Source organism: Vibrio palustris, from assembly GCF_024346995.1.
GTDB classification, from domain to species: domain Bacteria; phylum Pseudomonadota; class Gammaproteobacteria; order Enterobacterales; family Vibrionaceae; genus Vibrio; species Vibrio palustris.
The window spans coordinates 770448-795472 of record NZ_AP024888.1; the positions used below are offsets into that span (position 1 = coordinate 770448).

Here is a 25025-nt window from a genome sequence, read left to right on the forward strand (position 1 = left end):
TATTTGATTAAACACAGTGTAAAACGAGCTAGGCGTGAAAAAAATCACATTTTTTACGCGGTCTTAGCCAGAACACACATGAAAACACGCTAAGTTTGCCGCTAGGCACCTATCATTTTTGAGATTTGTGTCACACCCTATTTGTCAATCATTTTGGATTTATTTTCAAGTAAAAATTTATCAAAAAATCCTTGACCGATATCTTACGATTTTCGAAAAAGCCTTTTTTGTGTATAACCAAAAACGCTGATCACACGGTGTATCAATGGCTAGCGTTTCATTCGGGCAAGCGCAGTAGATAAGTTATCCCAAAACTTATCCACTGTTTTTGTGGATAACTAACCATTTTATTCAACGCGTTAGTTACTCAATTGCTGTTTTTGTTGGCTTTAATAAACCGCGAAGCCCCGTACTGACAACGCCGATTAACACAATAAACGTTAATAGTGGCAAGCCTATCCACAACCAGGTATGTGGATGAAATTCAATATTGAGTCCATATGTTAACAACGCCCAGACGACAACTTCTGATGCGCCACTAGCAATAATTCCAGCAATTAGGGCCATCAGACCATATTCAGCCCATAATGTATTGATAACTCTGCGTCGGCTTGCTCCCAGAGTCCGATACAATTGTACCTCCATTTGCCTTTGACTTAAGCTTAAGCGCAATAACGTAAAGATTAACAAAATGCCAGCAAACACTCCCAGCCCTGCTAAGATGGTCACCGACCACACAATCTGTCTCAATAACCCCTCTAGCTTGTCGGCAATTTGTCGGATATCGAGAATACTCACGGTAGGATGCTCTCGTGACAGTGTCACTAAAAGTGGATCGTCTTGAGGCGTCACACGAAAGCTGACTAACCAAGTTGCAGGCATTGACGTCATTAAATCAGGCGTGAAAATAAAGTAAAAGTTCGGCTTCATTTGCCGCCATTCCACGTGACGAATCGAATTCACGGTCGCGGAGATAGATTGACTGTTGATCACAAAGCTCACCTTATCTCCCACATGAATATCGAGATCTTTAGCTAATCCCTCCTCGATAGAGACACCTTTGGTGGTGCTCCACTCACCCGCCACAACGGGGTTATAATCAGGCAGGGTAGAATCCCACGTTAAGTTCAATTCGCGGCGTAACGCATTCGCACCTTGTCGCCCCTGTACCCGCTCTTTGGCACTTTCATCATTGATACTGGTCAAGCGGCCACGAGTGATAGGATAAGCAGGAGAACGCGCTATGCCGGCGTTATCTAACGTGGTTAAGTAGTCGTCTTTTTCATAAGGCGAAATATTGAGTGCAAACGCATTGGCCGATCCTGCCGGCACTAAACGTTGCCAATCGCCTAATAAGTCCGTTCTTATTAACCAAATTATTGATAACAGCATAAGCGATAAACCTAATGCGCCAAATTGAATCCCAGACGACCATTTCGAGCGCTCAATACGACTCACGGCCAACTTCATTGCAGGGGTCAGCGCAAACAGCTTGACGACTTTTGTTAGCACTAAACTGACGACGGCTAAAAGCACGAACAAGCCGACTATCCCCGCTAAAATCATCCAGACTAATGGGTTATTATAATAGGCGATAACCAGTGCGCTCACCGGAAATACAATAAGCCACCAAGCACGGTGCCTTCCAACGAGTTGGGTTTGAGCACCATTCATCGCACTCGCGGGACTGACTGACAATAGATAGGAAAACGGAATTCCTAACGCGGGTATCGCTATCATTAAACACGTCATTAGCGACGTTAGTAACGGTGTCCAACCGTATCCAGGCAGAGGCGTCGGTAACATGCCAGCTAAAGGCACACGCAGTAAATATTCTAATACCACGCCAATGCCACCACCAACGAATGCAGCAACGATGAATAATAAACTCGATTGCAGTAGCAACCACCGTAAAATCCAACGTTTTGTCGCCCCGAGACTTTTGAGCATGGCAATCGTGCGTCGACGTGTTGACACATAGTGCTGACAGGTAAGCACTAAGGTTGTCGCCGCCATTAAAATGACAATCGCCACAGTAAGTGATAGATATTGTTCCGTACGCTCAAACACTCGTATCGTGCGATTACCTCTATCGCGATCTTTCCACTCATCACTGGGCGACAAAGTGACAGCCTGTTTTACGCGATCCAAAGCATCCTGACTACCATTAATATACCGCTCATATTCAACCCGGCTCCCCAGCTGTAAAGCGCCTGTTTTGGGCACATCACTTTGATGAATATACACCGAAGGCATTTGTTGAAAGGGATTAAAACGCAGGCCAGGCTCAGATTGCACAGTACCTGAGATAGTAAAATCCGCATCACCAATTGATAGCTGATCCCCAGGTTTAACCTGTAAGCGCGCGAATAGCCGTTCATCGAGCCACAACTCTCCGGGTTTAACATGATGACTTAGCTTGTCATTCGATTTCAGCGTCATCTCACCTTTTAATGGATAAGCGCTATCAATCGCTTTCACTGTCACCAGCTGCATTTGATCTTGGCGATTAAACGCCATGGTTTGAAACTGAGTGAGATCCGAGTATTGATACTCATCACCGTCCGTTGCCTGTTTTAAAGTATTAGGCAGTGGGTTGGCAGATTCAAAGACCATATCTGCAGTTAATGCTTCGCCACTTTGCTGAACGATAATTTGTTCCATCCGCCCCGCTAATGCCGTTAACGCAAAAACACTGGCGATAATCAAAGTCAACGCCAACGCAACTGGCCATAGTTTACCACTGATAATTTCCGACACGCCCCATTGTAATAAACGTTGATTCATGTGCGTGCGAGAGAGTGTAGTATCGCCTTGGTCTTGGCTCATGTGCGCTCCTCGAGTTCACCGTGTTGCATGTATAATCGACGCTGGCAACGTGCGGCTAACTCTGGGTCATGAGTCACTAATATCAACGTGGTGCCGTGTTGTTCATTAAGATCAAATAACAAATCAATCACCGTATTGGCAGTATCTTGATCCAAATTACCGGTAGGCTCATCCGCAAACAAAATTTTAGGCTGTGTCATGAACGCTCGAGCTAAAGCGACACGTTGCTGCTCTCCTCCTGAAAGTTGCCCAGGCGTATGATGCAATCGCGCTGCCAATCCTACCGAATGCAATAGTTCAGTGGCACGCTGTTTATCTTCTTTTTGTCCGTTTAATAAACACGGCAGCGTAACGTTATCGATGGCAGATAAACTTGGGATCAACAAGAAGCTCTGAAACACAAAACCAATCGAACTCGCTCGTAATAAGGCTCTAGCTTCATCGTCTAACGTTGAAAGCTTTTTCCCAAGTATTGTGACCTCACCTTCTGAGGCCACATCAAGGCCAGCAAGTAACGTCATTAATGTGGACTTGCCAGCCCCGGAAGTCCCGATAATAGCAACGCTTTCTCCTTGCCATATCTCGACATTGACCTCTTTTAAGATTGTTAAATGTTCTTGTTTAGTAGAAACTGTTTTAGATAAAGACTGAGTACTAATTATAGGTGATTGCATGATTTCTAGACTTTCCTTGTTGTTTCTGTTGGTATTTTCAACCAGCGTCAGCAGCCAAACCTTGATGATTTTAGGAGACAGTTTGAGTGCTGGGTATCGTATGCCTATTGAACAAGCGTGGCCCAGTTTACTGAGTGACAAGCTCAGCGAAAAAGGAAAAAATGTTACAGTTATTAACGCCAGTATTTCTGGCGATACCTCAGGCAATGGATTAGCACGCTTACCTGGATTATTAAAACAACATACACCAGATAGTGTTTTGCTTGAACTCGGTGCTAATGACGGTCTGCGTGGATTTCCACCTCAAGGTACGGAAAAGAACTTACGACAAATGATTGATATTATCCAAAACACGAATACCAAGGTCATTATGATGCAAATTCGTATCCCACCTAATTATGGCAAACGATACACACAAATGTTTTCAGATATCTACCCTCGGGTCGCGAAAGCCACACAAACCCCATTAATTCCCTTTTTCATGGAAAAGATTATCACCAAATCAGAATGGGTGAAAAAAGATGGTATGCACCCACGTAAAGAAGCCCAACCTTGGATAGCTAACTTTATGGCAACACAATTGCAACCATTTTTATAAGCTTATTTGAACTTTTAATGCCCTAGCTCAATAAATCCCCGCTAAGTGTTTTGTATTCTGATCACTTATGTGCAAATTAGTGGGGATAAATAATGCAAATAAAGCCCGTAATTAAAGGGGTGATCGCCCGAAGCGCTCACCCATTAGGCTGTGAGCAAGCCATTTTACAACAAATTAAACGTGCCCAGGCTGAATTACCGATAACTCAAGGTCCGAAACGTGTTCTGATCCTTGGCGCCTCTTCTGGGTATGGTTTGGCCGCCCGTATCGCAGTCACTTTTGGTGGCGCGCAGGCTGACACTATTGGTGTCTCTTTTGAGCGCCCCCCTTCTGAAAACCATACCGCAAGCGCGGGCTTTTATAATAATGTGCATTTTAAAAAATACGCTGAACAGGCAGGACGTATTGCGGTTAATTTAAATGGCGATGTGTTTTCTCAAGCAATGAAAGACGAAGTAATTGAAGCCATTGAAACGTATTTCGAGGGTGAAGTTGATCTGATTATATACAGTATTGCCAGTGGAAAACGCCGAAAGCCAGGCACAAATCATTTTTGGCACTCGGCCATAAAACCTATTGGCGTGCACGTTCAAGGGAATACCATCAATCTGGAAACCGCTCAATGGAACGAAATTTCGCTGCCCCCCGCGACGGAACAAGAGGTCACAGACACCATCAAAGTGATGGGCGGTGAAGACTGGGAGAACTGGGTCGACACATTGATTAATGTTGACTCCATAGCCCCTCATTGTAAAACGATTGCCTTATCTTATATGGGTCCGGAAGTGACTCACCCCCTTTATCTCGACGGGACACTTGGTCAAGCTAAAATCGATTTGCACCAAACCAGTCACGCGCTGAATTTGAAACTGAGTAATTATGGTGGTGGCGCTTATGCTGTCGTCTGTAAAGCCATCATTACGAAAGCCAGCATGGTCATTCCTGGGCTGGTCCCTTATATGCTGGCGCTCTACAAAATCATGAGCGAGCAAGGACAACATGAAGATGCCATCGAGCAGATGCAGCGTTTATTACGTGACAAACTCTACGGTGATGATCGGGTGCCCGTCGATGGCGAACGCCTAATTCGTATGGATGATTATGAACTGTTACCGCAAACCCAGCAGCGCGTGACTGAATTATTAGCAGAAATGAACGGCAAAAACTTTCAACGTATGACGAATTACGCAAGTTTCGTTAACACTTTTCTACAAATCAATGGGTTTGGTTTTGATAATATCGACTATCGGGCCCCAGTTGATCTTGCAGAGTTTGCCATCTCTGATGATAATGACGCGTAATTAGTCTGACTCCCCAACAGATAAAGGGCTTTACCCGCATGGTTCAGCCCTATTTTTCCCTTTCCGGCGACATTCGCTTTACTCTCACCTATGTGATTTCTATAATCCCCGCGTATCTACTAATCAATGAGCAAACGAATGGATCAATTAACATCCCGATTAAAAAAACTCGAAAAGCAAAACTATCGAGCCTATCAGCAAATTAAAGGCGAATATGATTTCGGCGATTTCACTTTGTTGATTGATTACACTCAACCTGACCCTTACGCTCCAGCGTCTCGGATGAGAGCAATTCGTCCGTGGTCACCCAGTGGTTTGCAATGGTTGCGTGAGCAGTCAGCGGAGTATCAATTAGCCGCACGTGATTTTATTGCACGTAGTTTTGCGCGCTTTGCGATGCAAGAAAATGCAGTTGAAATATCAATGACAGGACAAACGGTTTTAGACAACACCGCCGTATTGTTCACCGATGAGGGGATTGAACTACGTTTTCGGATGAATCTACCCGCCGACGGGCGTAGCATCTTAGCCAAACGCGCCCTCAACCTTATTACATTCCATCTACCCAAATTCATTCGCCGCGCGACAATGTCACGTGAATTGGATATGGAAGCATTAACGCATCATTGTGAAGTTATCGAAGATCAGGCCGCTCTACGCAAACAATTAGCTGAGCATAATCTACTGGCTTTCGTTGCAGACGGTAGTGTATTACCACGCGCGTCAGGCAATAGTGACCTGCCAATGCAAGACGCTGTGACGTTAACCGCTCCTGATTCGCTCGCCATTGAATTAACCACACCACACCGCGGCACCATTCGTGGTATGGGGATTAAGCGCGGCATCACGTTGATTGTCGGCGGTGGTTTCCACGGTAAGTCAACGCTATTAACCGCTATTGAACGTGCCGTCTATTTTCATATTCCAGGTGATGGTCGCGAGTATATTGTGACCGATCCACAAGCAATGAAGATTCGGGCAGAAGATGGCCGCTGTGTTCATCACTTAAATTTATCAAACTATATCAATCATTTGCCTATGGGTCGCGATACTGCCGATTTCAGTACACAAGATGCCTCTGGCTCGACATCACAAGCGGCGTGGGTTCAAGAGTCCATCGAGTCTGGTGCCACTAGCCTACTCATTGATGAAGATACCTCGGCGACCAACTTCATGATCCGCGATCAACGCATGCAAGCGTTAGTGGCGAAAGACGATGAACCCATCACACCGCTCGTGGATAGAGTTGCACAACTACGTGACGAACTCGCGATATCGAGTCTTATTGTCATGGGAGGATCTGGCGATTACTTTGATGTCGCCGATACTGTCATTCAAATGCATGACTATCAGCCGATTGATGTAACGGCGCAAGCAAAAGACATTGTGGCGCAATATCCAAATGCACGTGACAGCGAACCTCACACCGCCCTGCAAACTTTCTCACCACGTTCTTTCCATTGTGGCGGTTTGCAAAGTATTTTATCCGATGGGAAGTTTCGGGTGAATGCGACAGACAAACACACGTTACGTTTTGGTAAAGAAAAAGTCGATGTCTCGGCACTAGAACAGCTCGAAAGCGCCAATGAATTACATTGTATTGGTTGGTTATGGACGCAATTATCGCAACAACCGAATTGGAGCAATGATCCGGTGGGAACGATCGCCAAGTTGCTTCAAAACGATCAATGGTATAACACTACCCCACCACATGGTGACCTTGCTAAGCCACGCTTGCTTGACGTTATGGCGGTTTTAAATCGCATGCGCCAATCACAATTCAAAGCGCAATAAATACTCAATAAGTTATCTGGTTTTAAAAGCGCAATAAATACTCAATAAGTTATCTGGTTTTAAAAGCGCAAGGGACTTAAAGCAATACACTTAATGCGTCAACGAATCGCCCCGCCTGTATGGCGGGGCGATTTTTGATTAGTTACACATCTTTTCTGAGTATATGCCAAGCTTCACATAAAACACGGAAGCGTTCTGCATTACCGGTTTCCCGATCTGGATGCCAACGCATGGCTAATTTTCGCCATGTTTTACGAATTTCGTTATCCGTCGCCGTATCGTCTAATTCAAATAAGCGTAAGGCTTGCAAACGACTAAAGTTCGTCTCTTTTTCACCGCCCCCCACAAACCGACGATAACGAGTCCAAAACTCATTCAATAAACGTTTTACTTCACCATCATTAGCTTCATAGTTAGACCATTCCATATAATAATCACGCAAGGGATCATCGAGATTAATGTAGTGGATCGAACGACGAAACATTGGGCTTAACTCGATATCCATCGCCTCAACTTGTAACCATTTCTCAGGATATAGCGTTTCTTGTAATTGAAAGAGTGCATTCATAATCAAAAAGTTGCGCTTAAACAAATCTTTCTCGGCTGAGGTATCTAACGTGGGCATAAAACCCAAAGCCCCTAAATGAGAAGATAACGTATGTACTTTCCAACCAGAGGGTTTTTGTTTAAGTACTTCAAATATTGGCCAAACCAATGGGTTTTCCATTTCGGTTTGCGATCTCACTGAAATAGGTTGAGTGTCTAACATAGTGCATCCATTGCAAGTAAGATTGGTCCAAACCAATCATTAAACATCAATTTATCGCACACCCTAAACGTCACGACTCATCGACGATGAATTGAAGGCTCCTATAACATACATCTAATACTCATAAGATTCTTCCCCTATAAATAGTGGCAGCTGTTTCATTACCTGTCACCCTTTTGACGCTGACTAATAATCAGTTCTTTTAAAGAATAGAACACGCTTCACGATGACAAGGTGAAAAACCCTATTATTTTATTGTTAAGCACCGATTTTGGGACGCTTGCCTCATTCAATACCCCAAAAGAGCCATAGACAAACAGCCTGCCTCTCGTTTAGCACTAAACCAAACTAGAGTGTATGACTGAGTCCTCATTTCGTTTTCGGTACCACTGAGGAAAAGCATCTTGGGTTGGTGGCTCACAAGGTGATATCTGGGATGCGCAAAAAACATGGTGTACGATACCTTGGGTGTCATAGTATCCCTGATATTATTGACGACCCAATACCGTCTTAACCCTCATCGATTTAACCGTCGTTAACTCTACAACGTTACTTTTTTTGAGTATGCTGTGTAATCCAAGACAAATAAGGATTAAACCCTTCGGTTATCGGTAATTGAATGATCTCAGGGACGTCATAATCATGTAATGACGTGATTAAACGCTCTACATCACCGTAACATGCTTGTTGAGTTTTAATGACGATCAGTGTTTCTTGATCTTGGCAGACTTTTCCTTCCCACACATAATGGCTGCTGATTGGCATGGTTTGAATACAAGCCGCTAAACGTTGACTCAGTAACTCAGTAATCATTTGCTGTGTATTGCTGTCATTGTTGGCCGTGGTGAGCACCACACAATAAGTATTTTCAGCATTCATAGTCGACCTTTTATCAGTAAAATATGGCTCATTAAACGAAGTTTTCGCGACTTTTCCCATCACTCACAGACAAAAATAGCACGATTAGGCCAAGGCTCTTGGCCACAACACGGTTTGTAATTCATTTAAATGGCGAATCGTATGACAACCTGGTGTATACACTAACGGCGCACGAGACAACGTTTGCAAATGATAGGTTTCAACTCCGGCTCTCAACCCTGCGGTAATACCTCGTACGGTATCATCAATGTACAAACATTCGGCTAATCGATACCCCATCCCCATCGCACAATAGTGAATAAGATCCGGCTCTGGCTTCCAACTATTCGCTTCAAATGCAGAGAACACACGGTCTTTAAAGTAACCCGCTAATCCGGCTAACTCCAGCAAACGGCAAATTTTATGCTGTGGTCCGTTAGACGCCACACACACGTCAATATTCTGCGCGGTCAGACGTTCTAATAAATCAACCACACCGTCCATCGGGATCAAGTCTTGTGCAAATAACTGCTCCGTGCGCGCACGATAGTTTTGTTCAAGTTCATCAAGATCCCAATGCAAACCAGCGTATTCCAATAAGCGCATGAGAATATCGGCACTTTTCCCGCCATCAAACAGAGCAGTGACTTGTTCGATCGGCAGTGTGACACCTTTATCTTGAAATAATTGATGAAGTGCTTGGCAGCACAATGTTTCACTATCAATAAGTGTGCCTTCACAATCAAATATAACGCATTGAATTGGTAGATTTTGCATTTTTATCCCCCTTGCTTAGCTCAGTGTAGCGGGATAAGAAATACGAAGAGGGATGTAGTTAACAACTATGACTATTGCGTTTAACAATCGTAGATTCTTCAAGCGAAGTCACTAATCACATATTCATTGTTCAAAAAATTACGCAGAGAAAGTGATAAATTACACGACGATTATTCTTGTGAGGTTTCCAACCAAACCGTCTTTGGATTCTCACAATATGAGCTTTTGTGTGCCACAATCGCATTGACCAGATCGTGTTGTCGCGCAAAACGAGAATTTGGTAGCATGACACAATCTGATATCAACCATTCTTGATCATGCTCGGTTAACATTGCCGCAGCACAAGGCTGACCATCAGAAAAACCGACATACAATTCACAAGGTTTCGATAAAATAATTTGTGCAAAGAACTCTAATAACTCAGCTTGGGCAGACTTATCTCGAATACGTTTTGCTTGCATCATCGCAAATAAAATTGTCAATCGATGAAAATCCACTAAATAAAGTTCATTTTCTGATAAAACGACAGAGTCGGGAACAAAAGCGTGTACCGTTTGAGCGGCCGACAATGATTGATAAATCTCGCGGCCACGCAAGCTTTCTGGTGTCGGGTGCTCTACTTCTACTTGCTGGTGTAACCATTGATTTTTTATTGCGACGATAGTCGGTGTACACGAAGTCATAAAGGCTCTTATTACTATTGATTCAATCAGAATATACGGATTAGATAAGTAGCAGCATACTGACCATTACTATACTCTACAAGTAATTCAATCATAAACCTTTACATATCGTGACCTTGGGATATAGCCATAGTGCTGTTATAATTACCCTCTAATAAACTGGATTTGAAATAAATGTTAAAAAAAATACTCGGTGTAACGTTATTCGCCATTATCCTTAGTGGCTGTGATAATAATGAAGTTGGTGATGTGAGCTTAGGGTTATTCACAACCAAAAATTTGAAAATTGATATTCTTAAAGACCCTGATATCTCTGGTGTAACCTGCCATGTTGCTTCCGTAGAAGCGAACTTGAGCTTTTCAGATCCTAGTGATAGCTCCATCGCTTGTCGTCAAACTGGTGAAATCACGCCAGAGATGCTAACAAACATTGATACCAGTAAATCCGGTGAAGTTTTATTTAAAAAATCAAAGAGTATCTTTTTCAAAAGTATGAGAATTCGTCGTATCTTTGATATTAAGACACAAACTCTGATGTACATTTCATACACCACCAAAGAGACATCCGGATCATTCAAACATAGCTTGTCTACGGTACCTTTATGGGGAACAAAAGCCTTTAATGCCATAAAACCCGAACAGAAGTAATATACCTATTTAGTGATATATAATTAGTACGCTATACTTATGTACAATTATGTTACACTCGGTTATTAGCATCGTCTCATCATACTTCTTGTTGATTCAATTATGATTACTTGATCTCGATAGTAGGAACGCATGACATTAAGCCATCATGAATTATCGGCGGAGAACTTATCTCCAACCCAACAGCAACGCCTTATTCATATTTTGGAGGTTTTTTCCGAAGGGCTTTTCCATGTCGATAGTCAAGGCATCATTACCTTCTTCACCGCAGAGTTTTATGCCCAATTTGGGTTTACCGACACCACGATTAACTATGATGAGTGGGTAAGTGTTGTTCACCCTCTCGATCGTCATACCTTAGAAAACGTCGTCTCTGAAATTTCAGAACAATACGAAGAAAACCTTCAAAAAGATACCCAATACCGTCTACGTAAAGCAAGCGGCCAATACATCTGGGTCGAATCAAGCATCGTTGCGAAGAAAGAAAATGATGAGATTTACATAGTCGGTCGCCATCGTGATATTTCTGACCAAAAGTTGGTAGAGTCGTATCTGCGCCAAACCGCTTATTATGACAGTAGTTCAGGGCTTGCTAATCGTGCAAAGCTATTAATTGATATTGATAACGCCAAAAATGATGATGCCGATTATACTGTGATGTATATTGCGATTGATGATCTACGCTCTTATATGAATCAGTATGGCGGGGATATTTCACAGCATCTACTCCAACATATATTAAGTGCTATTCAAACGATCCCCACAGGCGTCATCGAATGTTACCAACTTCGCTCTGATGACATCGTCGTATTAATTCGTGATCGAAACGACAGCGCGGAACTCAAAACACTCTGTTATGCCGTTCATGATGATTACGAACAAGCGATGAAACAGCATGGCCATCTTTATGGCGATCGCATGAATATTGGAGTCTACCCCAAAATAAGTAATGACATCAATGCGGAGCAAATCATTAATATTGCGTCACGCACTTGTCAATATGCTCGAGAAAAACAATCGTCTCCTATTGAGATTTATGCAGGCAAAACACAACGCCAAGTCGATCGCTATTTCTTTATTGAGCGCGGTTTAAAAGAGGCGTTGAATTCCAAGTCATTAAAAGTAAAGTTCCAACCTATTGTTCGCGCTGAATCGGGGCAAGTGTCAAGCTTTGAAGCCTTAGTACGCTGGCGATCGCTAGAATTCGGAGAAATTTATCCTGATGAATTCATTCCAATTGCAGAGAAAAAAGGGTTAATTAGCGAACTGGGTTATCAAGTTTTCACCAAAGCCTGCCAGTTTATTGTTCGTTATAACAAACAACATAACACGACAGTGAAAGTGAACGTCAATGTCTCAGTCCTTCAATTACTTGATCTCTCCTTTCCAGAGCATATACAAGCCATTGCATTGGAAAGTGGCGTTAGCCCTTCATCAGTCGTTTTAGAGTTAACCGAAACCGTTGTTTTAGATGGTAACCGTAATGCCATCAACCAGCTGACTAAACTACATAGGATTTCAGCTTGCACTCGATGATTTCGGTACCGGTTTTAGTTCGATGAATAGTTTTTTTGACCTACCATTAAATCAGATCAAAATCGATCGTTCTATGGCGGTAAAAAGCATGGAAAATGAAACTATGCATGACTATTTGGCTTTTATTATTCGTTTAAGCCGAGAAAAAGGGATTAATATCGTCGTAGAAGGGATTGAAGATCAAGTGATGTACCAAAAGTTCTTATCTCTTGGCGCCGTATTTTTACAAGGCTATTGGTTATCGAAACCATTATCACTAGCGACAGCTAGCCGTTATACCTTATATCTCAAAACAAAAAAATAGATTAAATTTATTACTTTGTCATTAAAAAAGCCGCAATATAATATTGCGGCTTTTTTAATATAATATTAATGACGTCTTTTATATCACGATGTGTTTATCTTTATTATTTACGAAATAATAGTGTTATGCCGCACAAACAGAACAACACAAGAAAACCGATACTCCCACCACCACCGCTACTACGTGAAGGAATAACAACGGGAGTTCCTGCCGACACTACCCGCTGCCCATCCACGGTCGCGACATAAAATTTGGCAGTGACGTTGCCCGCCATCACATTTTGTATCCAATTTTTAAACTCGGATATCTCAGTAAACACAGACACGACATCCAAGTCTTTATTGCCGCAGGTTACAGGGCCATAACTTGTTAAACCAATTTGTCGATATACCCCACCATCCAATAAATACACTGGGCCTCCTGAATCACCACTACACGTGGCATGTTTATAATCATCGCCTGGGTCGAGCGCACCATCAAAACATATTTGGGAGTTGGTCACTAAAGGGTAAAAATCATTTCGACAACGTGTTTTATCCACAAAGGTTAATTTTGTTTCTAGTAAGGTGGTCGATGTACTGCCACTCGGCTCAGTGCCATAAGTCAAACCATGGCCAATAGTGATATATTCACCACTCGTTGGGTAAACATCATTAATAGAAAAATTAAATAAATAAGAATAATCACTGGTATTCAGTGGCTGGTCAAATTCAAGTAATGCAATATCATTGGCAAAAGGAGCACGGTCGACAAAGTTATCTGGGTAATAAAACGCTTTAATTCGTACAAACTGCACATTGCCATTGGGAAAATCTCGCTCATCCGCGACTTGTGGTGCCACCACTGTGTATTTCAACACTTCTTCATTACCCACGACACAATGCGCGGCCGTCATCGCAAAGCGTTGATTAATAATCGTTGCACCGCAAAAACTTTGAGTAGAGTAATAGTTAGGCGTTAGGTATAAAAACAAACTCGCAAACGAGGCGTAATCATTCACATTGGCTCTGTCACCATTAATAATTTGCGGACGAATATCACTTGCGTTAGCTTGTATGGGCACTAAAGTCATCAATACCCAACATAACAGCAGCCATATTCTCATATTGTCTCCGATTAGATTTAATAAGTTATGCAATGAGTATAGAAGTTTGAAAGTTCACTGCACGATATTTATGACCAATAATTCATAGAATATTGAGGATTTTTCTAATGGTGACAATGTTATGGAACAAAAAACCATAGCCTGACACGCACAAAAAAAGCAGCCTCTATCGGCTGCTTTCTATTCGCTTATTCACCGCGGTAATAGCGCTGCGGCACGAATGGCATCTTTGTCACCACCATAGGTAATGGTTTCCCCCGGACGTTTGCAAACACTTGAGTATCAATCGCCGCATATTCGGTATGCACATACCCCATCGAAACAGGCTTCCCGGCAGTAGGGCCAGCGGTGCCGCTCGTCACTTGCCCAATGATGTCGCCCGCCGCGTTAAGCAATGATGCGCCTTCACGTACAGGAGCTTTCGTCAGCCCCACCAAACCAACACGCTTACGGCTGACATTTTTCTGGGCGATTTGCGGCAAAATAATATCAGCGCCAGGGAAGCCCCCCGCCCGTTCACCGCCTTCACGCCGTTTCGGGCTGATCGCCCATAACAAACTTGCCTCTACCGGCGTAGTTGTCGTGTCTAAATCGTGTCCGTACAAGCACAAGCCACATTCTAAGCGCAACGAATCTCGTGCGCCTAAACCAATCCATTCCACTTCTTCACATTCGATAAAGTGTTGAGCTAACGCCGCTGCCTGAGTCGATGGAACCGAAATTTCGTAACCATCTTCTCCTGTGTAACCACTGCGACTGACCGTACACGCGATACCATTGATGTCGAGCGTTTGTACATCCATAAAATGCATCTCGCTCACCGCTGGCTCAAAACGCGCTAACACCTGTGCCGCTTGAGGACCTTGCAACGCCAGTAGTGAGTGATCGTCTAATACATCAATGGCGATGTCGGCTGGCAACTGACATTTAAGGTGGGTAATATCGGCGTCTTTACACGCCGCATTGACCACTAAGAATAAATGATCACCCATATTGGCAATCATCATATCATCCAATATCCCGCCCTGCTCATTGGTAAAAAACGCATAACGCTGCTTACCGACCGGCAAATCGACCACATCCACAGGGACTAACGTCTCTAAATATTGTGCGACGTCCGTACCGCTCAAACGAATCTGCCCCATGTGCGAGACATCAAACAAGCCGGCAGCTTCACGAGTATGTAAATGTTCTTTTTTGACACCAAGAGGATATTGTACCGGCATTTCGTAACCTGCAAATGGGACCATTTTTGCGCCAGCGTCAATATGCTCTGCATAAAGCGCAGTCTTCTCTAATATGATGAGTTCTGCATCGGTTACTTTCGTCATGGTGTACTCCCTATTCCTAAAACGACCGGTCTCAGTCTTGACCGCTTTGGTATCACAATAATGATCACTATTATTTCTCAGCAACGGGTTGACGAATATGATCAATAAGTATGTGCTCTTTAATCGTCTTCTGTTTATTACTGATTGATATCGATACGTGTATTTTTCAGTAAAACACAACAAAAAGCAAACGTTTGCTTTTATTATTCGATACTTTGTTTACTTAATTGGCACTGGTTACCCATAAAATTAGAGCATCATCATCACCCGCCGAAACAAGCATATGCCCCATATTGGCATCGTAGTAAACACTGTCACCTTCATTGAGTGTCACAGGTTCATAAAATTCTGAATAAAATATAATCTCACCGGAAAGTACCAACAAAAACTCTTCACCACCATGACGCACCCACTCACTATATTCAGCTAATGAGCGCGCACGAACTCGGCTTTTAAACGGCATCATTTTTTTATGTGATAACTGAGTTGCCAATAGTTCATGTTCATACGTTTGCGTTGGATGTGGTTTACCCATTGCGTTTTTCGTAATATCTCTGCGACCGGTGGCTAGTATTTTTTCAGGTGGCTCAAAGAGTTGTGGCATATCTATATTGAGGCCATGGGCAAGTTTCTGCATGGCTTGAAAAGTAGGAGAAATTTGCTCGTTCTCAATTTTACTTAATGTTGAACGGGCTAATCCAGTTTTTTGGCTGGCTTCTTCCAGTGTCATCCCCAATTTAGTGCGAATCGATTTGATGCGTTCACCGAGCTGTAATGGTGTGACGATCGTCTTTTCCTCTGATTCTCTTGCGACCTTTATAGACGGATATTCATCGACGATTGGTTTAGACATACTTTTCATTTATACCCTATATTCCGCGTGCCAAAGTCATATAGTGCATCAAACATTCACTGTCTAACACGGTTTACTTGAAATTATGTGCGGCACATTACAGGTAAGAAAAAAGGTTTCTTATAGGAAACTTTTTTATTGAATCTTCCTCATCTCCATAGTATGTTTTGCTCATTGGGCGTGTGGCACATCACCTTGAGTGACAGTAAAAAGCCATCTTTTTCACTGATAAATAACCAGTATTATTGTAAAGATTTCGGATGATTGACATGAGTATAAATCCCCGACACCATTGCCCTATCTTGAGTGTGTTATGGACTTTCATTAACCGGAAAAACTCAATAACATCAGTTAATTTAACCCAACGTTCTTTTTTATTTCTGCCCAACGCAAACGATACCGTCAGTCATAATGCTGCATTTACCGACTTTTCGGATGTTTTTTTGTGCAGAAACAGACAACCAGTGATCGATGACACATTCCTCATGCCTGCTCTCGTGCACACTATTATATGGACACGCTGACTATGTGGGGCTCAAACCCTGAACCGACATGGTGTTATAAGAAATGCATATGAGACGTCAACATCACACAACACTATACACAGTCATTCGCTAACGCGCGGCGAATGCCTTTTTAACGTAACGTTAAATTGAATCGTTTATACGGTAATTTTTGGAGAGAGTAATGGACAACAAATTAAAGTTTACAGAAAGCCACGAGTGGGTACGCGATAACGGTGATGGTACGGTAACGATCGGTATCTCTGCTCACGCTCAAGAACTATTAGGCGACGTGGTCTTCGTGGAACTTCCAGAAATCGAGAGCGAATTTGACGCCGGCGATGCATTTTCATTGGTCGAATCAGTAAAAGCCGCCTCTGACATATATTCTCCGGTATCGGGGACGGTTATCGCGGTTAACGAAGATTTAGAAGACAGCCCAGAACTTGTTAATGACGAGCCTTATGATAATGGCTGGATTGCAACCATTAAAATGAACGATGCCGAAGAATTGGAAGATTTGAAAGTAGCCGAAGATTATCTCGCGTCTTTGGAAGAGGAAGACGAAGATTAATCCAAGTCAGTCTGCATTTTTAGATAGCCCATTTTTTGGGCTATCTCTTTTTTAGTCACAGTGGTGAATGCTGTCGCGTCGATTGACAAGGCAAGATCACAGGTAAGGATACAATGACCGATTTACTCAAAAGTTTAAGTACATCTGGCGAGTTTATTCGCCGACATAATGGCCCGCGTGAGCACGATGAAACTCACATGCTTGATGTCATCAATGCTTCATCTATTGATGCACTGATTGATGAAACCGTTCCAGCAGCGATTCGCCTTGATTCTGCGTTAGAATGTGGCGCTGCTCTCAGCGAAGCCAACATGATGCAGACGATGAAAGAGTTCGCGAAACAAAACGTCGTGCAGAGAACCTTTATTGGTCAAGGATATTACAATACCGTCACACCCAACGTTATTCTACGTAACGTCATGGAAAACCCCGGTTGGTACACCGCTTATACCCCATATCAGCCAGAGATTTCTCAAGGCCGATTAGAAGCGTTATTAAACTTTCAACAAATGATCACGGATCTTACCGGCATGGATATCGCCAATGCTTCCTTGTTGGATGAAGCCACCGCAGCCGCTGAAGCCATGGCCTTGTGTAAACGTGCTGGTAAAAGCAAGAGTAACACTTTCTTCATTGCTGATAACCTGCATCCACAAACTATCGAAGTCGTCAAAACCCGTGCAGAGTTCTTAGAGTTTGATGTGGTTATTGCGCCACCACACACAGTGACAGAACACGATATCTTTGGCGCTTTATTTCAATATCCAAGTACCACTGGCGAAATCATTGATTTAACGCCACTGATTGAACAAGTTCACCAAACCAAAGCGTTAGTAGCGGTCGCTACCGATCTGCTGGCCAGCACACTGTTAAAACCCGCGGGTGAAATGGGGGCCGATATTGTGATTGGTAGTGCGCAACGCTTTGGCGTACCACTGGGTTTTGGCGGCCCACACGCCGCATTCATGGCAACGCAAGACAAGTTTAAACGCACCATGCCGGGACGAGTCATTGGCGTCTCAGTCGATTCAAAAGGTAAACCCGCCCTACGCATGGCCATGCAAACGCGCGAGCAACATATCCGCCGTGAAAAAGCCACCTCTAATATCTGTACGGCGCAAGCCCTGCTGGCTAATATGGCGGGATTTTACGCGGTGTATCATGGGCCTGAAGGACTCAAAACCATCGCACGTCGCACTCATCATCTCACCGCAATACTAGCGGCAGGTCTTGAAGAAGCCGGATTTGCGCTCGCGCACCAACACTTCTTTGATACCTTAACAGTCATGACAACCGAACTGACTGGAGCGCTATACAGCAAGCTTCAGTCTTACGGCATCAACGTCCGTTTAAACGATGGTAGTATTGGCATCAGCTTAGATGAAACCAGTTCAGAAGCGGATTTGAACTTGCTATTCTCTGCCTTTGGCGTGAAATCGACCGTAGAAATGCTATCTGCACGCATTGCAGACAATGAATTCGCCGCGATTCCAGAAAGCTGCCGTCGTACCAGTGACTACCTCACTCATCCTGTGTTTAATACCTATCATAGTGAAACCCAGATGATGCGTTACCTGAAACGTCTTGAGAATAAAGATTTTTCATTAACTCATGGCATGATCCCACTCGGTAGCTGTACCATGAAGCTTAACGCCGCCGCAGAAATGCTACCCATCACGTGGCCTGAGTTCAGTCAATTACACCCCTTTGCTCCGCAAGCACAAACTGCGGGCTACCAAGCTCTGGCGAAAGATCTGAAAGACAAGCTATGCGCGATTACTGGCTACGACGCATTCTCTCTCCAGCCAAACTCAGGCGCATCAGGCGAGTATGCGGGCTTAATTGCCATTCAACGCTACCACCGTAGCCGTGGTGATGAGCACCGTAATGTGTGTTTGATCCCAAGCTCTGCGCACGGCACGAACCCAGCGTCGGCATCGATGGTGTCTATGCAAGTCGTCGTAGTGAAATGCGATGATAACGGCAATATTTCCCTCGACGATCTCAACGCAAAAATCGCCAAACACCGCGATAACCTGTCGTGCATTATGATCACGTATCCATCAACGCACGGCGTGTATGAAGCTGAAGTGAAAGCTATTTGCGAAAAAGTCCATGAAGCCGGCGGTCAAGTTTACATGGATGGCGCCAACCTCAATGCGCAAGTCGGACTCACCTCACCTGGGTTTATTGGCTCTGATGTCTCTCACCTTAACTTGCACAAAACGTTCTGTATTCCACACGGCGGCGGTGGCCCAGGTATGGGGCCTATTGGGGTAAAAGCGCACTTAGCAGACTTTTTACCCGGTCACATCCAACATGGTGCAGATGGCAGTGAGTACGCCATTTCGGCAGCGGATATGGGCAGTGCCTCTATCTTACCCATTTCATGGGCTTACATTGCAATGATGGGCGGCGAAGGCCTCACTCAGGCATCTAAAACCGCAATTCTCAATGCCAACTACATCATGGAACGTCTCGCGCCACATTACGCGGTGCTGTACAAAGGTCAAAATGAACGTGTCGCGCACGAATGTATTATCGATATTCGCCCGTTAAAAGACGCAACTGGCATTAGTGAAGAAGACATTGCGAAACGCTTGATGGATTACGGTTTCCACGCACCGACCATGTCGTTCCCAGTGGCTGGCACGTTAATGATCGAGCCAACGGAATCGGAAGATTTAGTCGAGATGGATCGTTTTTGTGATGCCATGATTGGCATTCGTAACGAAATTGCGCGCATTGAATCTGGCGAGTGGACGTTAGCAGAAAATCCATTGGTGAATGCGCCGCACACCCAAGCGGACCTCATGAACGAGGAATGGCCACACGCTTACTCTCGCGAAATCGCCTGCTTCCCTACTCCACACAGCAAAGCTTCTAAATATTGGCCAACGGTTAACCGTGTTGATAACGTCTACGGCGACCGTAACTTGATCTGCTCATGCCCGAGTATGGAAAGTTATCAGTAACCTTAAGCGCCTGTCGCTATACCAACGTTGTAAACTAACTTAAATCAAAAAAGGCGAACCATTTGGTTCGCCTTTTTATTGCGAGTGCGGATACTGGTAAACACAAACAGGTTACTGCTTTTATGCGAAAACGCTGAGGCCACACCGTGCCTGTTGACTCGTTAAGCGTTGTTAGAGCGATGAGGCGCAGTGCATTACATAATAGCTTTCGGCTGCTTTATCGACACGTTCACCGACGGTAAAACCTTGAGCTAAGTAGAAATCAATAGCACGACTATTTTGAGTAAAGCACTTGAGACTTAAATGTGAGTAATGCTGTTTGGCAAAGTTCAGCAGTGTTAAGCCTATGCCAATCCTTAAGTTACTGGGTTTGACGTATAAATGATGAATGAAACTGTCAGGCGCCCAAATGGAGATAAAACCCAGCACTTCGTTTGATTCACATGCTACCCAAATATCTTCTCCCTCAGTCTCTCTCTCAAAGTCTGATAACTCAAATAAAGACGTATCTAACCAAGTAAAAGTCGCGAGACGCGACTCTAGGTACAGCTGTTTTATCTCGTCCAAATGCTGAGGTTGTAACGGTATTATTTGCATGAACTTTCCAATAAACCAAGCGCTAAGCTAAGTGGCTAGCGAGCTCTGGTTGTTAACTCTATTAACCACTAAACACACGAGACCGCCTGATCAATCGGCATCGGTCTCCCAAGTAAATAGCCTTGCCCCATATCAACACCGAGCTCTTTAAGTGCATTTAATTCTTTATTGGTCTCAATGCCTTCCGCAATAATGGTGCAACCGATAGCTCTTGAAAATCCGCATAATGCTTTAGCAAGTAAGAACTTTGTTCTGTTCTTATGGATATTTTGCGTAAGACTGATATCAAGCTTTATAATATCGGGCTCAAGCTCCAAAATATGTTGAAAACTGGCATAGCCAGCGCCCGCATCATCAATGGCAAGACGTAGACCTTGCTTGCGAAGAGGTTCTAAAGCTTTTCGAAAATCTTCATAGCTGCTTATAGGTGAATGTTCTGTCACTTCTAAAACAACCCGTTTGGCGTCAATATCGCTCAATACTTCGGATATTGCACCATTCAAAATCGTTGCTGGCGATGTATTTATCGAAATATATATATCGTTTTCAAACGCCTGAAGACCATTGATGGCATTTTTTATTGCCATTATTTCAAGCGCTTCGCCCAACCCAACTTGTGATGCTTCATTAAACCACACATCAGGTGTTCGATAAGGTGTTGTGACAAACCTAGAAAGAGATTCAAAACCTGAAACATGATCGGTAACGAGGTTGTAAATAGGCTGATAGTGAATGTCGATTGTTTCTGGGTTTAGTACGGATTGAACTCTCTCCTCTATTTCCCGACATTCATTCTCAAAGGTAATATTTTGCTCTATTAAGCTACTTGCGATATCGGAAATTGCGTTTAAAAACGATAAATCTCGATTGTTTAACGTATAATCGGATGACTGTTTATAACAACAAAAGGTACCGAATGTTTCTCCATTCGAGAGAGTGATCGGCACGCCCATATAGGAACCAATGGACAATTTATCAGTGATAGGTAACTCTCTAGTGATATCATTATCACTCGTGTTCTGAGTGATATTGGATAACGAATCATCTACAATTCTTTGACAGTAGGTTTCCTCTAATGGGTCAGAGTCCCCGACATGCATAGGCGGATTGTCACTTTCAGTATCAACAAATTTAAAAACACGCTTGCCATCTACAAACTGTGAGATAAATGCAACATCCATATTGAGGTGTTTGCGAATAATCGATAATATTTTTTTTAACTTAACACTCACACTATCAACATCATCACTACCTATCATGAGATCTTGTAAATCTTTACTTTTCATACTGTTTCCGCATTCTTAATATAACGCCTACTAGAAGACGGGCTCGGCTATTACCCATTTAATGATAACATCATCATAATCATTCATATCTGAAAATCAGACTTCAATACGCTGTATGCTTAGGCTACTGGGTACTCAAAAAACATGAATTCGTTTGGAAACGAGTCCCAAAAGAACGTCGCTCCAACGCCCAACGGCTTGCTTGAGCATTGATAAATCTTCACTCACATCAATTCATGGCCATCATTGGAATATTGATGGCCATTAGTTTAGATCATTATTTATAACTTAGCTCAGAGGCTTTGCCTTTAAATATCCGATACACCAAAATCGTATAGGCAAGTATCATCGGCATCACAATGACCACACCGATCCCCGTAATCATTAAAGTCTCGGGTGCACTGGCTGCCGCTTGCGCGGTTAACTGACCAGGAATAATGTCAGGGAAGAAACTATAACCTAGCCCGAAAAAGCTTAACGCAAAAATAGAAGCCACACCAACAAATGGCCACACATTCCCTGCATGGGTTGAGTGATCGAGTTTGTAAAGATAACGCTCCACCACAAAAATGATCACAAACACCGCTACGGGAATCGGCATTAAGAGCCAAAATTGCGGAAATTGAAACCAACGTTCCGCCACCATGGGATTGACGATAGGATTCACCACACTAATAGCGATGATCCCAAGCGCCATCAACCAGCCTGCGATACGAGCCCATAATACCGCTCGTCGCTGTAATTCCCCTTCCGTTTTCAAAATCAACCAAGCGCCGCCAATGTAAATGTAGGCAGACATCACACAGACGGCGCTCAAAAGCGCGAACACATATGCCGACCATGTGTCGGAAAATCCCATCACATAACGGCCAATCATATAGCCTTGTGTAAGCGCTGTGAGCGTTGAACCAAAACGAAATGCCGTATCCCAGCGATTTTTATAATCAGCTCGAGCTTTGGCGCGAAAATCGAACGCCACCCCTCGCATAATTAATCCAATCAACATCAATACCGTCGGCAAATAAAGCTTGGTCAGAATTTGGCTGTGTGCGGTCGGAAAGGCAATCAGTAAAATCCCCACGGCAAGCACCAGCCAAGTTTCATTGGCATCCCAAAATGGGCCAATCGATGCAATCATCTTGTCACGTTGTGCCTCATTATTGGCAGGCAGTAACATGCCTACCCCTAAGTCGTACCCATCGAGCATCGCATACATAAACACGGTGAAACCGAGTAAAATAAGATAGATTTCAGGTAAATAAGCCATCATGAGACCACCTCGTCCTTACTCTGGTGTGACGAATCATGCTCAACTGTTACTTTACGAGCGAGATAAAATAACGTGCGAACATAGGCAAACAATAAAACCGCATACATGGTGAGGTACAGTGCTAATGATATCCCCACCGACGACGCAGCCACTGTAGTCACCGCATCTTCTGTACGCAGGACACCATTAACCAACCAGGGCTGACGTCCCACTTCCGTCACGTACCAGCCGGCAAGCGTCGCCACCCATCCTGAAAAGGTCATGGCACATAACACTTTTAAATACCAGGTCGGCAATACGTTATTCGATTGATGATAACGCCAGTATCGATACCCGCCGTACCAACTAACTAACAGCATGAGCACTCCCACTCCTACCATGATACGGAAACCAAAAAACAGTGGCTTAACAGGCGGGTGATCCGGATAAAAATCATTGAGCCCTTTGATTTCACCGTTCAATTGATGCGTCAAAATCAAGCTCGCTCCGTTGGGCACTCCGATTTCAAAATGATTGGTGCGTTGTGTCTCATCAGGCAGCGCAAACAGAAGTAGTGGTGCCCCCTGCTCTGTTTCCCACACGCCTTCCATCGCTGCGATTTTTTGCGGCTGATGGTGTAGTGTGTTCAAACCATGCATATCACCGACGACGATTTGTAATGGAATCAGGACAGCGGCGCCAATAATAGCCACTTTGATCCCATAGCGTGCCAAGGTAAAACCTGGCTGAATTAAGCGTTGATAGGCGGAGATACCAGCCAACAAAAAGCACGCGGTTAACCCTGACGCGAGGAGCATATGACTTAAACGATACGGCAAAGACGGATTGAAAATCACCTCTTGCCAACTCGTCACAAATACCACGCCATCAATGATTTCATACCCAGCTGGCGTGTGCATCCAACTATTGAGCACCAAAATCCAAAATGCAGAGAACAAGGTACCAACGGCGACAAGTACCGTTGCTAAAGTATGTAACCAGTTCGGGACTCGATTTCGGCCAAACAGCATAATCCCTAGGAAAGTCGCTTCCATGAAGAAAGCGGTCATGACTTCATACCCGAGTAGTGGCCCTGCCACATTCCCAACTTTTTCCATGAATCCAGGCCAGTTGGTCCCAAACTGGAAACTCATGGTAATGCCTGATACCACACCTAAGGCAAAGGTTAATGCAAAAATTTTCACCCAAAAGAAGTATAAGGACATCCACGTTTCAACGTGCGTTCGGTTATAGCGCCACTTAAAAAATACCAGGATCCATCCTAAAGCAATGGTGATTGTGGGAAATAAAATATGAAAGCTGATATTCGCAGCAAATTGGATTCGGGATAATAAAAGCGTCTCTAGCATAAGTCATCCTCAGCGTTGGCTAACGCAATGAAACGTCGGGTGTTGCTTTCTCCTAACTTTCCCTGAATGACATCCGTTTTGGTAGGGATCAGCCTCGCGAACTGACAGCAACGCTGATATCGCCATTGTATTACGCTAGACGATATTGAACAGCGTATAAGTGTAACGAATGTTTACCTTAAAACCGCACCTGCCAAAGCACTATCGATGTGAAAAACAATGCTGAGTATGAGTGCCTCTCATTGGCCGGCGAACGTTAATATCTTGTGTGACATCTAATAGTTGAACATTCGTGTCTATTTGTCTTGTCTATTTATGGACCTAATGAGAGCGAGCCCTTTAGTATTTCAATACAAACAATAAGATAAATTGAACAATAATGAGGTCCTACATGAAAGCCGGTATTACCGC

19 protein-coding genes and 1 pseudogene are annotated in these 25025 nt (G+C 43.7%); 7 read left to right on the top strand and 13 right to left on the bottom strand.

All coding sequences use genetic code 11. The features are described from left to right. Positions 1-363: 363 nt before the first annotated feature. Positions 364-2829: an ABC transporter permease gene (locus OCU30_RS15890; RefSeq protein ID WP_077314989.1), complete on the bottom strand. Its 2466-nt coding sequence runs from the start codon at positions 2827-2829 to the stop codon at positions 364-366. Then, positions 2826-3503: an ABC transporter ATP-binding protein gene (locus OCU30_RS15895; protein WP_077314988.1), complete on the bottom strand. Its 678-nt coding sequence runs from the start codon at positions 3501-3503 to the stop codon at positions 2826-2828. The genes OCU30_RS15890 and OCU30_RS15895 overlap by 4 nt, the downstream gene beginning before the upstream one ends. On the opposite strand from OCU30_RS15895, the gene tesA reads away from it, so the two are divergent. The 3 genes from tesA to OCU30_RS15910 all read left to right on the top strand — a co-directional run bounded on the left by tesA (position 3502) and on the right by OCU30_RS15910 (position 7196). Next, positions 3502-4101 carry a multifunctional acyl-CoA thioesterase I/protease I/lysophospholipase L1 gene (gene tesA / locus OCU30_RS15900; protein WP_077314987.1) on the top strand — a complete coding sequence of 200 codons (600 nt, stop codon included), beginning with the start codon at positions 3502-3504 and terminating at the stop codon, positions 4099-4101. The two genes, OCU30_RS15895 and tesA, sit on opposite strands and share 2 nt — an antisense overlap. Before the next feature lie 92 nt (positions 4102-4193). Next, positions 4194-5402, top strand: coding sequence for an enoyl-ACP reductase FabV (fabV, locus tag OCU30_RS15905; RefSeq protein WP_077314986.1), 1209 nt, complete (start codon positions 4194-4196; stop codon positions 5400-5402). 138 nt (positions 5403-5540) lie between these two features. After that, the gene (locus OCU30_RS15910; RefSeq protein ID WP_077314985.1) at positions 5541-7196 is read left to right on the top strand and encodes an ABC-ATPase domain-containing protein; all 1656 of its coding nucleotides are present in this window, start codon (positions 5541-5543) and stop codon (positions 7194-7196) included. Positions 7197-7338: 142 nt separating this feature from the next. Here the strand turns inward: OCU30_RS15910 and OCU30_RS15915 are convergent, their stop codons facing one another. From OCU30_RS15915 to OCU30_RS15930, 4 genes are all read right to left on the bottom strand, one after another. After that, positions 7339-7965, bottom strand: a complete 627-nt coding sequence (locus tag OCU30_RS15915) for a DNA-J related domain-containing protein (RefSeq protein WP_077314984.1) — start codon at positions 7963-7965, stop codon at positions 7339-7341. A 549-nt stretch (positions 7966-8514) separates the two neighbouring features. After that, positions 8515-8844, bottom strand: a complete 330-nt coding sequence (gene cutA / locus OCU30_RS15920; protein ID WP_077314983.1) for a divalent-cation tolerance protein CutA — start codon at positions 8842-8844, stop codon at positions 8515-8517. Between the two features lie 84 nt (positions 8845-8928). Further along, positions 8929-9600, bottom strand: coding sequence for an HAD family hydrolase (locus OCU30_RS15925; protein WP_077314982.1), 672 nt, complete (start codon positions 9598-9600; stop codon positions 8929-8931). 170 nt (positions 9601-9770) lie between these two features. Then, on the bottom strand, positions 9771-10283 hold the full coding sequence (locus OCU30_RS15930) for a hypothetical protein (RefSeq protein ID WP_077314981.1): 513 nt from the start codon (positions 10281-10283) through the stop codon (positions 9771-9773). A 174-nt stretch (positions 10284-10457) separates the two neighbouring features. On the opposite strand from OCU30_RS15930, the gene OCU30_RS15935 reads away from it, so the two are divergent. After that, positions 10458-10931, top strand: a complete 474-nt coding sequence (locus OCU30_RS15935; protein ID WP_077314980.1) for a CreA family protein — start codon at positions 10458-10460, stop codon at positions 10929-10931. Between the two features lie 132 nt (positions 10932-11063). Next, positions 11064-12771: pseudogene (locus tag OCU30_RS15940) on the top strand (EAL domain-containing protein). 103 nt (positions 12772-12874) lie between these two features. On the opposite strand, the gene OCU30_RS15945 reads toward OCU30_RS15940, so the two are convergent. The 3 genes from OCU30_RS15945 to OCU30_RS15955 form a co-directional block, all read right to left on the bottom strand. Beyond that, a complete protein-coding gene (locus OCU30_RS15945; protein WP_077314978.1) occupies positions 12875-13876 on the bottom strand; it encodes a S1 family peptidase in 1002 nt (333 codons plus the stop codon). 188 nt (positions 13877-14064) lie between these two features. Beyond that, on the bottom strand, positions 14065-15207 hold the full coding sequence (gene gcvT / locus OCU30_RS15950; protein ID WP_077314977.1) for a glycine cleavage system aminomethyltransferase GcvT: 1143 nt from the start codon (positions 15205-15207) through the stop codon (positions 14065-14067). Positions 15208-15430: 223 nt separating this feature from the next. Next, entirely contained in the window at positions 15431-16060 is a 630-nt protein-coding gene (locus OCU30_RS15955) for a helix-turn-helix domain-containing protein (RefSeq protein WP_077314976.1), read from the bottom strand. A 687-nt stretch (positions 16061-16747) separates the two neighbouring features. On the opposite strand from OCU30_RS15955, the gene gcvH reads away from it, so the two are divergent. Both gcvH and gcvP read left to right on the top strand, forming a co-directional pair. After that, complete coding sequence (gene gcvH, locus OCU30_RS15960; RefSeq protein WP_077314975.1) at positions 16748-17137, top strand: glycine cleavage system protein GcvH; 390 nt, start codon at positions 16748-16750, stop codon at positions 17135-17137. Between the two features lie 113 nt (positions 17138-17250). Further along, positions 17251-20112, top strand: a complete 2862-nt coding sequence (gene gcvP / locus OCU30_RS15965) for an aminomethyl-transferring glycine dehydrogenase (RefSeq protein WP_077314974.1) — start codon at positions 17251-17253, stop codon at positions 20110-20112. 171 nt (positions 20113-20283) lie between these two features. Here the strand turns inward: gcvP and OCU30_RS15970 are convergent, their stop codons facing one another. The 4 genes from OCU30_RS15970 to OCU30_RS15985 form a co-directional block, all read right to left on the bottom strand. Further along, a complete protein-coding gene (locus OCU30_RS15970; protein WP_077314973.1) occupies positions 20284-20709 on the bottom strand; it encodes a GNAT family N-acetyltransferase in 426 nt (141 codons plus the stop codon). Positions 20710-20777: 68 nt separating this feature from the next. Continuing rightward, the gene (locus tag OCU30_RS15975; protein WP_077314972.1) at positions 20778-21995 is read right to left on the bottom strand and encodes a sensor domain-containing phosphodiesterase; all 1218 of its coding nucleotides are present in this window, start codon (positions 21993-21995) and stop codon (positions 20778-20780) included. A 277-nt stretch (positions 21996-22272) separates the two neighbouring features. Continuing rightward, positions 22273-23265: a cytochrome d ubiquinol oxidase subunit II gene (locus OCU30_RS15980; RefSeq protein ID WP_077314971.1), complete on the bottom strand. Its 993-nt coding sequence runs from the start codon at positions 23263-23265 to the stop codon at positions 22273-22275. Then, positions 23262-24614 (bottom strand): cytochrome ubiquinol oxidase subunit I, encoded by a 1353-nt coding sequence (locus tag OCU30_RS15985; RefSeq protein WP_077314970.1) that lies wholly within the window; start codon positions 24612-24614, stop codon positions 23262-23264. Before OCU30_RS15985 ends, OCU30_RS15980 begins: the two co-directional genes overlap by 4 nt. Positions 24615-25025 lie beyond the last annotated feature (411 nt).